This window comes from Hypericibacter terrae (assembly GCF_008728855.1).
GTDB classification, from domain to species: Bacteria; Pseudomonadota; Alphaproteobacteria; order Dongiales; family Dongiaceae; genus Hypericibacter; species Hypericibacter terrae.
This window is the reverse complement of sequence record NZ_CP042906.1, coordinates 947,651-961,113: the sequence shown is the minus strand read 5'-3', so window position 1 is coordinate 961,113 and position 13,463 is coordinate 947,651. Positions and strand designations below refer to the sequence as shown.

General features: G+C 66.5%; 14 protein-coding genes. 8 read left to right on the top strand and 6 right to left on the bottom strand.

Features of this window, described 5'->3' with window-relative positions; genetic code table 11:
* Positions 1 to 11: 11 nt before the first annotated feature.
* Positions 12 to 788 (top strand): nucleotidyl transferase family protein, encoded by a 777-nt coding sequence (locus FRZ44_RS04470; RefSeq protein ID WP_151176041.1) that lies wholly within the window; start codon positions 12 to 14, stop codon positions 786 to 788.
* A 48-nt stretch (positions 789 to 836) separates the two neighbouring features.
* On the opposite strand, the gene FRZ44_RS04465 is transcribed toward FRZ44_RS04470, so the two are convergent.
* From FRZ44_RS04465 to FRZ44_RS04455, 3 genes are all read right to left on the bottom strand, one after another.
* Positions 837 to 1,751 (bottom strand): dihydrodipicolinate synthase family protein, encoded by a 915-nt coding sequence (locus FRZ44_RS04465; RefSeq protein WP_151176040.1) that lies wholly within the window; start codon positions 1,749 to 1,751, stop codon positions 837 to 839.
* A 178-nt stretch (positions 1,752 to 1,929) separates the two neighbouring features.
* Positions 1,930 to 2,442, bottom strand: a complete 513-nt coding sequence (gene greB / locus FRZ44_RS04460; RefSeq protein ID WP_151176039.1) for a transcription elongation factor GreB — start codon at positions 2,440 to 2,442, stop codon at positions 1,930 to 1,932.
* Positions 2,439 to 3,245 (bottom strand): arylamine N-acetyltransferase family protein, encoded by an 807-nt coding sequence (locus tag FRZ44_RS04455; protein ID WP_151176038.1) that lies wholly within the window; start codon positions 3,243 to 3,245, stop codon positions 2,439 to 2,441. The genes greB and FRZ44_RS04455 overlap by 4 nt, the downstream gene beginning before the upstream one ends.
* Positions 3,246 to 3,338: 93 nt before the next feature.
* Here FRZ44_RS04455 and FRZ44_RS04450 point away from each other — a divergent pair, with 93 nt between their 5' ends.
* From FRZ44_RS04450 to FRZ44_RS04420, 7 genes are all read left to right on the top strand, one after another.
* The gene (locus tag FRZ44_RS04450) at positions 3,339 to 3,599 is read left to right on the top strand and encodes a hypothetical protein (RefSeq protein ID WP_151176037.1); all 261 of its coding nucleotides are present in this window, start codon (positions 3,339 to 3,341) and stop codon (positions 3,597 to 3,599) included.
* Between the two features lie 44 nt (positions 3,600 to 3,643).
* Complete coding sequence (locus FRZ44_RS04445; protein ID WP_191908416.1) at positions 3,644 to 4,729, top strand: 2OG-Fe(II) oxygenase; 1,086 nt, start codon at positions 3,644 to 3,646, stop codon at positions 4,727 to 4,729.
* Between the two features lie 280 nt (positions 4,730 to 5,009).
* Positions 5,010 to 6,926: a CHASE4 domain-containing protein gene (locus FRZ44_RS04440; RefSeq protein ID WP_191908415.1), complete on the top strand. Its 1,917-nt coding sequence runs from the start codon at positions 5,010 to 5,012 to the stop codon at positions 6,924 to 6,926.
* Positions 6,923 to 8,275 carry a hybrid sensor histidine kinase/response regulator gene (locus FRZ44_RS04435; protein ID WP_151176034.1) on the top strand — a complete coding sequence of 451 codons (1,353 nt, stop codon included), beginning with the start codon at positions 6,923 to 6,925 and terminating at the stop codon, positions 8,273 to 8,275. Before FRZ44_RS04440 ends, FRZ44_RS04435 begins: the two co-directional genes overlap by 4 nt.
* Before the next feature lie 159 nt (positions 8,276 to 8,434).
* Positions 8,435 to 9,301, top strand: coding sequence for a DMT family transporter (locus FRZ44_RS04430; protein ID WP_191908414.1), 867 nt, complete (start codon positions 8,435 to 8,437; stop codon positions 9,299 to 9,301).
* Positions 9,302 to 9,512: 211 nt separating this feature from the next.
* The gene (locus tag FRZ44_RS04425; protein ID WP_151176032.1) at positions 9,513 to 10,358 is read left to right on the top strand and encodes an iron-containing redox enzyme family protein; all 846 of its coding nucleotides are present in this window, start codon (positions 9,513 to 9,515) and stop codon (positions 10,356 to 10,358) included.
* A gap of 10 nt (positions 10,359 to 10,368) precedes the next feature.
* Positions 10,369 to 11,148 carry a methyltransferase domain-containing protein gene (locus FRZ44_RS04420; protein ID WP_151176031.1) on the top strand — a complete coding sequence of 260 codons (780 nt, stop codon included), beginning with the start codon at positions 10,369 to 10,371 and terminating at the stop codon, positions 11,146 to 11,148.
* 66 nt (positions 11,149 to 11,214) lie between these two features.
* On the opposite strand, the gene FRZ44_RS04415 is transcribed toward FRZ44_RS04420, so the two are convergent.
* The 3 genes from FRZ44_RS04415 to FRZ44_RS04405 are packed head-to-tail and all read right to left on the bottom strand — an operon-like array spanning position 11,215 to position 13,458.
* Positions 11,215 to 12,192 carry a S1C family serine protease gene (locus FRZ44_RS04415; protein WP_151176030.1) on the bottom strand — a complete coding sequence of 326 codons (978 nt, stop codon included), beginning with the start codon at positions 12,190 to 12,192 and terminating at the stop codon, positions 11,215 to 11,217.
* Positions 12,193 to 12,199: 7 nt separating this feature from the next.
* A complete protein-coding gene (locus FRZ44_RS04410) occupies positions 12,200 to 12,577 on the bottom strand; it encodes a response regulator transcription factor (protein WP_191908413.1) in 378 nt (125 codons plus the stop codon).
* Positions 12,574 to 13,458 carry a S1C family serine protease gene (locus FRZ44_RS04405; protein ID WP_151176029.1) on the bottom strand — a complete coding sequence of 295 codons (885 nt, stop codon included), beginning with the start codon at positions 13,456 to 13,458 and terminating at the stop codon, positions 12,574 to 12,576. The genes FRZ44_RS04410 and FRZ44_RS04405 overlap by 4 nt, the downstream gene beginning before the upstream one ends.
* Positions 13,459 to 13,463: the final 5 nt, after the last annotated feature.

The following is a 13,463-nucleotide window of genomic DNA, read 5'->3' as shown; positions in this document are numbered from 1 at the left end:
AGAACCGAACCATGAGCAAGGTGCAGCGTTTCGAACCTCATCCCGACGCCCGGAGCGGCCGGGTCGGCCTCATCGTCGCCGATCTCCAGACCGTCCATTGGGGCCATCTGCGGCTGATGATGGAGATGGCGGGGAACTGCGACATCGGTATCGTCGCCATCGGCTCCACGCAGCTCCATGGCGTCGACGGCCACCCCTTCACCTTCGATCAGCGCAAGGACATGGTCCAGGCGATCTTCGGGCAGCCATTCAAGATCCTGCCGCTGCAGGACATCGACGCCAGCCTCGAGACCGGCGACTGGCTGAAATATGTGCTCTCCCGCATCGCCTCGGCCAGCCTGCCGGAACCGACCGACTATTTCACCGGCTCGGCGATCGACGCGCGCTTTTATACGGACTTTTTCGCGACACTCGAGGACCCCTCGATCTCGAACGGCCCGGTCCGCACCTTCTCATCCGCCAAGGCCGACCGCCGCCTCCATATCGTCGATCGCGCCAGCGCCCCCAACCTCTCGGGCCGCGAGATCCGCCATCTGATCGAGGCCCGCGATCCCGAGTGGCATCATTACGTGCCGGCGCGGCTCTGGAACTATGTGGAGCGCCACTACCCGCCCCATCTGCGCACGGCGATCAAGACGAGCGGAGAGACGCCCGCGGATGTGCCGGTCGGCACGCGCTGGATCGCCGGCAGCGATCCGACGGTGATGGTCTTGCGCGATGACGGGAAATGGCGGCCGCTGCGCGATCGCAGCGACGAGAAGGCGGGGCAGCGGCGGGTTGGCGGCTGAATGAAGCCACCACTCCCGTAACGCGCCGGGGGCAACCTCCAGGAGTGATCAGGCCGCGAGTGCGCCGATCTTGGCCGCCTTGAGCTGTTCATAGAGTCGCCGGAAATCCGCCTTTTCCGCTTCGCTCAGCGGCAGCAGGGGCTGGCGCGGGTTGCCCACGGGAATGCCCGCCAGCTCGCAGCCATATTTGACGAACTGGATATATTTGCCGCCCTGCTCCAGCAGATAGAAGATCGGCAGCATGGCGTGCATCAGCTTCTGGCCGCGCACGAAGTCCTTCTTGAGGACGCAGGCCTCGTAGAGCGCCATATGCTCGGCCGGTAGGAAGTTCGAGGCGCCCGCGATCCAGCTCTTGGCGCCCCAGAGGAAGCCATCGACCGCCTGGTCGTCGGCGCCGCAGATGCGCTGATAGCGGCCGTCGAAATGGACGATATGTTCCAGCATGCGGGCGAACGAGCCGCTCGATTCCTTGATCGCGCAGATTGCCTTCACGTCGGCGACCGCCTCAAGGAACTCCCGGTTCATATCGACGCCGGTGCGGGCCGGGAAATTATAGAGGATGATCGGCATACCGGTCGTGGTCGCCATATGCCGGAAATGCCGTGCCAGCTCCTGAGTGCCGGGGAGCGAATAGAACGGGGCCGCCAGCATCAGCGCCTCATAGCCGAGGTCCTTGGCGAACTTCGACAGCTCGATCGTGTCGTCGGGGCGCGTCGAGTTGGTGCCGGCCACGAGTTTGGCCTTCTTGCCGACGCGCTCGGCGACGAAACTCATCACCTTCTTCCGCTCGTCAACCGTCTGCGCGTAATACTCGCCGGTCGTGCCGCCAGGCACCATGGTCCCGATGCGGTTAGCAAGCAGGAAGTCGATATGCTTGCCGAGAACGTCGAAGACAATGGCGCCGTTCTGGTCGAAGGGCGTCGCGACCACGGTCAAGATGCCTTCGAAAGTCGGGATATTCATGCCGATCTCCTGTCTGATGAGGGCGCGGAATCAGTTGCCGGAAACGAGCGCGTCTCCGCGCGGATCCGGCGCGGCAATTCTGATCCGCTTGAGAGGCAGGATCAATGCCGCCGATATGTCATCGACTTCAGCTGGAATGCCTGCACCACCCGCCGGCGCCGCCCTTCTGGTCTGAGGCTCAGTCTCCACCCGGATAGGCGATCGCCAGGATCTCGACGGTTTCCTCGCCATTGGGCGTGCGCACGACCGCCATGTCGCCGACCGACTTGCCGATGAGCGCCCTGGCCATGGGCGAGACCCAGCTGATGCGCCTGGGCCCGAACTCGGTTTCGTCGATGCCGACGATGGTGGCCTCGACCTCGCGGTCGTCCTCGCGCACCCAGCGCACGGTGGCGCCGAAATGCACGCGGGTCTTCGAACCCGGCCGGGCGGGGTCGACGATCTCAGCCGCTTCGAGACGCTTGTCGAGAAAGCGGATGCGCTTGTCGATCTCGCGCAAGCGTTTCTTGCCGTAGATATAGTCGCCATTCTCCGAGCGGTCGCCATTGCCGGCCGCCCATTCGACCACGCGCACCACCTCCGGGCGCTCCTCGGTCCAGAGCTTCTTGCGCTCGGCCATGAGCCGCGCATGGCCGTCGGGCGTCATGTAGTTCTTCTTGGGCGGGGGCGGCTGGTCGTCGCGGAGCTTCATGAGGGTCCAAACAGTTCGTCGTGGCGGCGTGCAATCTCGGGCCAGAGGCCGGCCGCGTCCGGGAGGTTTATGCCGAACTGCGTCGCCAGCGCCTCGGCATGGGCTTCCGGTGTCTCGAGGATATGGTCACGGCTGCCCCCCGCATCCACCGTTTTCAGCACCCGTCCCACCAGGGCGGTCACGCCGTCCGGCCGGTGGCGCAGGCAGACCAGGTTCTGGACGAAGCGCGAGTCCGGGTCGGCCTGGAGCCACTGGCATTGCCGGGCCAGCAGGTTCCAATCGGCCGGCTGGCGGCGGAAATCGAAGGAACCGGCGAAGGCGAGCTCATGATTGTGGAAGCGCCACCATTCCCCCTCCAGCCGTTCGAGCCGCACCGTGCGCCAGCCCTGCCGGTAGCGGCCCTCGCGCAAGGGGATCGGCTCGGAGGGCCCGTCCCCCAGCCCGACATCGACGAGATAGGGTTGGTCCAGATCGACCGTGAGCGCCAGGTGATTGCCGATGGCGACGTCGCCGCGCTGCGCGCGCAGCACCGCCCCCGTCATTCGCATGACGCGGAAGCCGACCTGCTCCAGCGCCCAGCCGAACAGGCCGTTCATCTCATAGCACCAGCCGCCGCGGCCGGCCGTCACCAGCTTGGCGAAGGCGTCGCGCGGATCGACCGTCACCGGCCGTCTGAGCTGCACATCGAGATTCTCGTAGGGGATATGCTCGAGATGGCCGCGCTGGATCCGGGCCAGGGTCGCGAGATCGGGCGCCGGAAGGCCGGTGAATCCGATGCGATCGAGATAGGCCTGCAGTTCCATGAGATATCGTCGCCTGGCGTTGGACAGGAGCCCTGCTGGGATTCCAGAATAGGCCCCTCCTGTAGTCGAACCCGACCTCGAGGAGAAGTGCGTTTGAGCGGCCTGTCCTCCCTGCGTCTCGCCCTGCTGGTCCTGGCCGGCCTGGAGATCCTGGCCGGCATCGGGTTCATGGGCGTCCTCTATAAGGGCTCGGCCGATCCGCTCGGGCGCAATATCGCCTATGGGATCATGGGTCTGACCCTCGTTCCGCTGGCGCTCTGCGTCATGCCGGCGCTGTTCCTCGCGCTGATGGACCGCTGGCTGCCCTGGGGTTGCTGCTGGCCCTGGCGGCGATCCCGGTCTGGCTCTTCCTGATGCGCATCGCCTGACCTCGGCACCGCCTGCCTTATCATTTGTGAATGATCGCAACCGCCGATTGCCTCGATGATGGCGCCGGCAAGGCCGGCTCGATGTCCCACGGGCTCGTGCCGCCGAAGCGGGCGATGCGCGCCGCGGACATGCCGGCCACGGGGGAGAGGGTGATGGACCAAGCGGTCTCCACGAACGTCCCAGCCCCCCTGACGGCCCCTTCCCTCGTGGTCGACGACTTCATGCCCCTCGACTTCGCCCGGTCGATGCGTGCCGACATCGAGGCGCATTTCGGCAATCCGATGAAGCATCATGCCGACATCCATCAGGTCTGGAACTATTGGTATGTCCCGGGCCTTTACACCTATCTCAAGACCCAGCCCGAAAAGGTGATCCGGCACGACAAGGTCGAGCGGTTCCTGCAGGCGTTGCAGCGCTGGTCGATCGATACCTTGGGCCTCGCGGGCGTGACCTGGCCCTTTCTCAGCCTCTATGTGAACGGATGCAGCCAAGGCCTGCATAACGATTCGACGAACGGCCGGTTCGGTTTCGTCTACTCCCTCACGCCGGTCGAACGGCGCACCCAGGGCGGCGAAACGATCGTGTTGCGGGAGGGCGATCTCTTCCGCCGCAATCTCCGCTCTGCCAACGCCGGCACCGGGCTCTACGACCTGATCGAACCCCGCTTCAACCGGCTCGTGCTGTTCGACGACCGCATGGTCCATGGCGTCTCGCGGGTCAGCGGATCGATGGATCCGGTCGACGCGCGTTGTGTGATGCATGGCCATATCGAGGAGACCGGGCCGATCGTCATGGGGGCCCTGTCGAAAGAGGCCACTAGATCGGGCATCCGTGGTGCGCTGGAGCGTTTCGCGACCGGCCGGACTGCCGTCATCCCCCATTATCACGGGCCGATCGTGCTTCGCTTCACGATCTCGCCCGCGGGCCAGGTCGTCCAGATCCGCGTCCTGCTCGATCGCGTGTTCCATGAGCTGGATGGCCATGGCGGGTGGGAACCGATCAGGGCCGGCCTGCTCGAAAGCCTCGAGGCCGGCGTCTTCCCTGCCGCCTCGGGCGAGACGATCGTGACCCTGCCCATGACATTCGGCGGCCCCGTGCGACGACCCGGCGACTAGGCCCGCCCGATAATCGACGGCAGCCGTCCATATCCTCCCGGTAAAGAAATCATGAATGCGGGCAACGGCGCAGCCTGCGTGCGGCACAGGGCGCGGGGCAGCATGCACGCGGGCCTTGTCCTTTTGGCTAATGCAACGCCTGTTAATCGTTTTTTTCTGAATTTCTCGGCAAAACTCTGTGTGCGAAATCCGCGAGGTGGTGCGGCGCCAGGGAGAGGCGCCATGACTTCCGGCACCAAGGGTCTGCGGCGATGTCGTGCCAATCAGGGGGATGACGACGATGACACTCGGGCGCCAGTCACCGAACAGTTCCTTGAACAAGCGGGTCATGCTGGTGCTGGGTGCCGTGCTGGCCATCCTGCTGGCAGCCAACGGCGCCATCTTCGGCCTCGTCATCTGGCCGGCCTTCGTCGATGTCGAGCAGACCGCGGCGCAGAAGAACGTCAATCGGGTTGCCGATGCGCTCGCCGGCGAGCAGCAGAATCTGGAGCGGGTCGCCCATGACTGGAGCGCCTGGGATCCGACCTACGACTATGTCGTGAAGCCCAACGACGAGTATGACCGTCAGAGCTTCACCTTCGACGTGATGCGGGATCTCAATCTCAATCTGCTCGCCATTTACGACACCAGCGGCAAGCTGGTCCGCACCGAGACCTACGATTTCGACACCGGCAAGGAGCTGACCGTCGGCACCTTCGCCCCGGCCATTCCCGCCGACGATCCGCTGATGCTCCATGCCGAGGATCAGCAGGTCTCCGGGATCCTGCTCACCGAGCATGGCCCGATGCTGCTGGCGGGCTATCCGATCCTGCAGAGCACCCGCGAAGGGCCGGTGCGCGGCACCCTCTTCATGGGCCGCTTCGTCAACAAGGCGATGGTCGACGGGCTGGTGAACCAGACCCATGTGCAGTTCGACGTCTTCCAGACCGACCAGGCGGCCCTGCCCGCCGGCCTCAAGGACATCTCCAGCCTCTTGCTGGACGACAAGGGCGACATCTTCAAGATCGCGGACAGCAAGACGCTCGATGCCTTTCATCTGCTGGCGACCATGCGCGACGGCGCGCCGCTGATGATCCAGGTCGAGACGCCGCGCGCCATCACGGGCATCGCCCGGACAACATTGAGCATCGCCGGCATTTCCACCCTGGTGGCGGGCTTCCTGCTGATGGGCATGATGTGGCACATGCTGACCCGGCATATCGTGGAGCCGCTGAAGAAGCTGACGGCGCATGTGCTGGAGGTCGGCCAGACCGGCGACCTCACGAAGCGACTGACGCTCGACCGCGACGACGAGATCGGCGTTCTGGCGCGCGAGTTCGATGCCGCCAACTCGCAGCTCGACAATGCCCGCCGGCGACTGCTCGAGCAGTCCTATATGAGCGGCATGGCCGAGATCGCGGCCGGCGTGATGCATAACATCCGCAACGCGCTGAGCCCGGTGGCCGTCACCTTGTGGAAGCTCTCCGAGACCGCGAGCGAGCCGCCGCCGGCCCATCTCGAGACGGCGCTGACCGAACTGAAGTCCGAGGCGCCGGCGCCCGAGCGCCGCGGCAAGCTGCTCGAATATGTCGAGACGGCACTCCGCAAGCTCTTCGCCGAGCGCAAGCGTCTGGCGGAGGATCTCAAGGCCATCGGCGACCAGAACCGCCATATCGAGCAGATCCTGCAGGCCCACACCGCCCTCAGCATGGGCGTCCGCCAGGCGGAGCCGGTGGCTCTGTCCAAGGTGGTCGAGGAATCGGCCAGGCTGCTGCCGGCCCGCGGCAATGCGGATATCCAGGTGACGTTCGGCCCCGGCCTCGCGTCGCTGCCGCCGGTCCTCGGCAATCCGATCGTCCTCGCCCAACTCCTGGGCAACCTCATCATGAATTCCGCCGAGGCGATCGCCGAGACCGGCCGCGGCACCGGCCGGATCACGATCGACGGCACGCTCGACAACAGCGGCGACCGTCCGATGGTGCGCATGACCGTCAGCGACGACGGCGTGGGTATCGACAAGGCCAACCTGACCAACGTGTTCGAGCGCGGCTTCAGCACGAAACGCGACAAGACCGGCGGCCTCGGGCTGCACTGGTCCGCCAACAGCGTCGCCGCCATGGCGGGGCGCATGTATGCGGAAAGCGACGGCCCGGGCAAGGGCGCGCAGATCCATGTGCTACTGCCGACGGCAAGCCAGGCCCTGGGTGTGGCGGCATGATGATCCCGGCACGACCCATCTACCGCGTCCTGATCGCCGACGACGAGCGCTCGGTTCTCGACGCCTACCGCACCGTGTTCGGCGACATCGCCGCGCCCCACGGGAACGACAACCGGCTCGCCGATCTCGAAGGCGAGCTCTTCAACGCGACCGCGTCCGCCGCCATGGATTCGACGCCGTTCTTCCAGCCGGTGCTTTGCCGGCGCGGCGAAGAGGCGATCGACACCATCATGTCGGCCCGGCGGGACCGCATCGAGTTTCCGGTGGCCTTCCTCGACGTGCGCATGCCACCCGGCATCGACGGCATCGAGACGGCGGCGCGCATCCGGGCGCTCGACCCCGCGATCAACATCGTGATGGTCACCGCCTATGCGGACAAGCATCCGCGGCAGATCGCCGAGCTGGTCCAGCCCTTCGACAAGCTCTTCTATATCAACAAGCCGTTCCAGGCGACCGAGATCCAGCAGTTCGCCCTGGCGCTGAGCGAGAAATGGAAGGCCGAGCAGCAGCTGCGCCAGGTCAATCAGGATCTGCTGCTGCGCTGCCGGGAGCTCGAGGCCACGCATGCCAATCTCCGCGAGGCGCGCGAGCGCGCCGAAGCGGCCAGCCGGGCGAAGAGCATTTTTCTCGCCAATATGAGCCATGAGCTCCGCACGCCGCTCAACGCCGTCATTGGCTTCGCCGATGTCATGCGCAAGGAGACGTTCGGGCCGATCGGCAACGAGCGCTACAAGGAATATCTCGACGATATCAGCCACAGCAGCGAGCATCTGCTGGAGGTGATCAACGACCTCCTGGACTTCTCCAAGATCGAGGCCGGCAAGCTCGAGGTCGTGGTCGAGGACGTCGATCTCGTCGACATGCTGGTCAATGTCGCCAACATGCTGCGGCCCCAGGCCGATCAGCGGAAGGTCGCCCTCGACTACATCCCGCCGGCGGCAAACCTCGTCATTCGCGCCGATTCCTACCGCCTGCGGCAGGTGCTGCTGAACCTTCTCTCCAATGCCGTCAAGTTCACGCAAGCCTCGGGCCGCGTGACCGTCTCCGCCAGGATCCAGGACACGGGCGAGCTTTCCCTCTCGATCGCCGATACCGGCATCGGCATGTCGCCGACCGACCTTTCGGCGGCGCTCGAGCCCTTTCAGCAGGTCGACCAGGGTCTGGCCCGCCGCTACGAGGGCACGGGTCTCGGCCTGCCGCTCGCCCGGCGCCTGTCCGAACTCCTGGGCGCGAAGCTCGCCCTGACCAGCGAGGTCGGCAAGGGCACCGAAGCGGTCGTGACCTTCCCGCGGGAGCTCTATGCGGCCGCGGCACGCCCGACGGGCAGTTCGCCGGCGGCCGCGGAGTAGCGGCCTCCGGTTTCCGGATCGGCGTTTGCCGGTTCAAGGCGCCCCGGTCCTGTGCTACGCCCGTCCGGCCGATACCCGACGGGCCGTTCGAGTCTTCGAATGCCGCGCGGGTCGCGGATGCAGGACGTCCCCCGGTCAACTCGTGGCAGAGAGCAGCTCGTGACCTCGACAGCCTTGCCATCCGTCGCCTGGCGCGGGCTCGCATTGTCGATCGCCGGCGCCACGCTCATCAGCTTCGAGACGCTTCTCATTCGCCTGGTGCAGGCGGACCTCTGGACCATCGTCTGGTGGCGCGGCGTCCTGCTCGGCGCCACGATCGCGCTCTATGTGATCCTGTCGCAGCGATCCCTCCGGTCCTTCCGCTTGCAGGGACGGGCGGAAGCGGTCGCCGTGATGGCCTTTGCCGCCGCCGTGTTCTGCTTCGTCGCCGCCCTGCAGGCGACGACCGTGGCCAACACGCTCGTCATCGGCAGCGCCGCCCCCTTCATCGCGACCATTTTCAGCTGGGTCTTCCTGCGGGAGCGGCCGCCGGCCGCCACCTGGGCCGTGGTCATCGGACTGGTTGCGGGGCTCTTCCTCATCTTCTTCGACAGCCTCAGCGCCGGCCATGCGGCCGGCGATGTCTTCGCGCTGGGCTACGCCTCCTGCCTCGGCGCCTATTTCGTCGCCTTGCGGCGCTGCCGGGGCGAGGCCTTCTTTCCCATCATCGGCTATGGCGGGCTGCTCTCCGCGACGCTGGCCTGGCCGCTCGCCTCGCCGGGCGCCATCTCCGCCAGCGACCTGAAATTCCTGGTCCTGCTGGGCGTCCTGGTCGTACCGCTCGCAACCATGCTCCTTTCGCGGGGGACCCAGCATCTCTCGGCTCCCGACGTCACCCTCATCCTGATGCTCGAGACGATCCTCGGGCCGCTCTGGGTGTGGCTCGTCCTGGGCGAGACGCCCGACAACGCGACGCTCGCCGGCGGCGCCCTGATCGTGGTCACGATCGTCGGCCACGCCTATTTCGCGGCACGAAGACCGGGCTGATTCTCCTCGCCGTCGAAGGCCGCGCTTCGATCACGAACGGTTAACCTTACCGCGGCGTCAACACTCCGGGCGGCTTGTCATTCGCGATGAGATCGAATGATTAGATATCGATAAACATTGGATTCGTCGCGATTCGGTTTACGAGCTATTAAGCGAAATATGGTGCCATGGGAGCCTGTCTAGTCCGACAAAATTCCTTTCGGGGGCGGCCATGTCAAATCCCAGCTACGAACGCGGCAAATCGATCGACAATTCGCAGTATGCGCATGTGTCGATGCCGATCAGCGACAACATCGTCGCCCTCAAGGATGCGGTCTTCTCGCATCCGGCCGTCGGCATTCTCAAGAAGTTCGAGGAGAACCTGAAGTCGCGGCTCCTGACCCGCGACGAGATCCGGGTCCTTCTCGCGTCCGAGGGCATGTTCGTCCTCGAAGTGCCGCCCGGCATCGTCGCGCTTGCCAGCCGCATGACCGACGAATGGTTCAAGAAGGAGCCCTTCGCCGCCACCGGCCGCGCCTCGCGCATCCTGTTCGCCGCCGTCGACGAATATGGCCTCAACGACATGGAGCATGGCCTGCTGCCGAGCCATCACCAGCTCTATGTCGATATGGCGGCCCATTGGAACATCACGGCCAAGGATCTGCTCGACGACCGGAACATCGTGCCCACGGCCAAGGAATTCGCCGGCACGATCGGCGATTACTACCGTAAGCGTCCCATCGTCGAAGCCCTGGGATTCCATGTCGCGAACGAGGCCACGGCACCGCTCGATTTCGGCGTGTTCCTGGCGACCTTCCGCGAATATCGCGAGCAGTATGGGCTCAAGGCGCAGAACGACCCGCACCTGAACTTCCTGCTCGTCCACGACGATGTCGAGGTTTCGCATCGCGAGATGGGCGTCGAGGCGGTCCAGCTCTATACGAACGGCGACCCCAAGCTCGTCTCCCAGGCGCGCCGCGGCGTGTTCGCCTATATGGAGTGCTATGGCCGCTTCTTCACCCAGCTGAACGACCGGATCTTCGGGCAGCAGGACACCCGCGCCCGCGCCCGCGCCTGACGAGGTTCTCGTGACCTTCCTCGACAGCGCGCCGGAGGACGTCTTCGCCTCGGGGGCCTATTGGCGGGAATATTACGCCGAGCTGGGCCACGAGAATGCGGCGGCAGGGGAATTCCTGCATGAGATCGCAGGGCCTCTGGCCCGGAGACGCCGCCTGCGCGTGCTCGATGCCGGCTGCGGCCCGACCGCCCTCTACTGGACCCTGTTCGTGCCCGGCGACAACGAGGTCGAGGGCTTCGATCTCAACCCCGCCAACATCGCGGCCGCGCGCCTGCAGCTCGAGAACGCCAAACGCGGCGACACCGATGCGGCGCTGACCGTGGCGGCCGAACATGCCGTGGGACTGCTGCGGCTCGAGGACACCGCCGCCGGCCATACCCGCCGGAAGGCCAAACAGATCAAATCCCTCGCCGTCGGCGATCTGACCAAGCCCTGGCCGGCAGGCCGCGACCAGTTCGACTTCGTCCAATCCGTCTTTGCGCTCGAATGCCTGCCCCGCTGGGAGGAGTTCGAGTTCGCCCTGGGCGAAGCCTGCCGCGTGCTGAAGCCGGGCGGCCGCCTGGCGCTGGTCAATGTCTCGCGCACCGACGAATGGCATTGCGACGGGCGGGGCTTTCCCACCCTGAACCTGACCCGGGAGCGGATGGAAGGCTGCATCGCGAAAGCGGGCCTGCGCCTGCTCGAGTGCCGCGAGGTCGAATCCCAGGACGTCTCCATCCGCGACCAGGGCTATGGCAGCATCATCCTGACCGCGGCCGAGAAGAGCCCCAGCGCCAGACCCCGCACCTGAGCCGCCACGCCGCCAACTTCAGCGCCTCTCCCGCCTCGGTCTTCAGCGCCTTTCGCGCCCCGGTCTTCAGCGCCTTTCGCGCAGCGTCACCGCCAGCTTTTCGACCCGTCCGTGGCGGAGCACGGCGAGCTCGACCGCCCGCCCGATCCGGTCGGCCCCCAGGAGCCGGATCAGATCGTCCGCACCCGTGACCGGCACGCCATCCAGCGTGAGGATGATGTCGCCGGCCTTGAGCCCGGCCAGCTCCGCGGGGCCCTTTGGCTCGATCTCGCCGATCCGGACCGCCAGCGGTCCCGCCCCGGTCGCGACGGCGATCCGGCGCGGCAGCGGCAGGGTCTGCGCGGCGATGCCCAGATGCGCCCGGCGCACCCGGCCATGGCCGATGAACTCGGTCACCACGAACAGCGCCGTGTTGCTGGAGACGGCGAAGCAGAGACCTTGCGCGCCGCCGATCATGGCGGTGTTGATGCCGACCACCTCGCCCGAGGCCGACACCAGCGGCCCACCGGAATTGCCGGGATTGAGCGCCGCGTCGGTCTGGATCACGTCCTCGATCAGCCGGCCCTTCTGCGAGCGCAGCGACCGGCCCAGGGCCGAGACCACGCCCGCCGTCACCGTCGATTCGAAGCCCAGCGGATTGCCGATCGCCACGACCAGATGGCCGCGCTTGAGTTTCTTGGAATCGCCCAAGGCCGCCGCAGGCACGCCGCGCGGCAACTCGGCACGCAACAGCGCCAGATCGGTGTCCGGGTCGTCGCCGAGAACCTGCGCTTCGGTCTCGCGGCCTTCGCTCAGGGCCAGGCGCACGCGGGACGCGCCGGCCACGACATGGCTGTTGGTCAGGACCAGCCCGTCATGCGCGATGATGACGCCCGATCCGATGCCGCCGCGCCGGTCCGGGCCGCCGCTTTCCACGCGCACGACCGCCGGGCCCACCCGGTCGGCAATATCGGCTACGACGCGCGAATAGGCATCGAGCGGCGTTTCTTCCGCGCCTGGGGTGGCAGCATCGTCGGCCTGAGCGAGGTTGGTATCGTCCAGCATGGTCGTCTCACAGATGGATCACACCCAGCCGCGCCGCGTGAGCGACAGCATCGGTGCGGCCGGTCGCGTCGAGCTTGTCCAGAAGCGAGCCGACATGGAATTTTGCGGTATGAACCGAGATTCCGAGGCATTGAGCGATCGACTTGTTCGATGCGCCCTCGGCCAAGAGTGTGAGGACCTCGAGTTCCCGAGGCGTGAAACCCGCCTCGCCGTCGAGAGATGGTGACGGCTCTGGCAAGGTCAAGACGGCGTCGGCCGGCTCGCCCGGCGCGGCCAGCCGCAGGCCCGGCAGGTCAGCCAGCAAGGCAACGAGCCGGTCCGCGAGAACCGGCTCGCCGATCTCGAGCGCGACGACAATCGGGCCTTGATCGGGCGCTGGGCTCAAGCCTCGGGCCTTTCGCCGACGGTGAGGCTCAGCTCCACAGGCTCGCCGGCGCGCTTCAGGGAGAGTCTGACGATCGTGGTGACGCTGTCCGGGCCGAGCGCCTTGAGCAGCGTCCGCACGCTCCGGATCGGATCGCCATTCCAGGCCAGGATGACGTCACCCTGCCGGACGCCAGCCGCAGCACCCGGACCTCCGGCCTCGACGCCCAGCACCATGGCGCCCACACCGGCCTCCTCGATCGGGACCGTCCGAAGGGCAAGGCCGAGATAGCCGCGCGGGATCCGCCCATGGGTTTCGAGCCGGGCGGCGACCCGGTCGATGGTGGCGGACGGAATCACCAGCACCCGCCGCCGCGGACCGAACACCGCCATCCCGAAGGCTTGGCCGCCCGGGTCGAGCACAAGGCCGCCCTCGGCCGACCGCCGCAAGGAGAGGTCGAGCTCAATGCGGGCGTCGATCTCACCGCCGCGCAGGCTCCGCCACTCGCTGCCCGACAGCGACACCACGCCGAACGCGGCGGTGGGAGCACCTTCCTGCGCACCCACCACGATGGCGATCGAGCCAGCCGCGACAGGTTCGGCCGCCAGGCTGACCGGCTGCAGATCCATCCGATCGACGCGAAGCAAGGCCACATCGGTTGTGGGGTCACGCCCCGCCAGCGTTACCGGCAGGGTTTCGCCGTCCGGAAGGGCCACCGTGATTTCGCCTTCCTCGGCCAAGGCCTCATGAGGGGTGACGATCAGGCCAGGCCGCCAGACGAAGCCGCTGGCGCGTGAGCGGTGGGAATGGATGGCGACGATTCCGGGCGCCGCCTTGGCCACAAGACCGGACAAGGTCCTGGAGAAAACCTGGAGCGAGGCGGTTGAAGGGGTGGCTGGCATAGGGG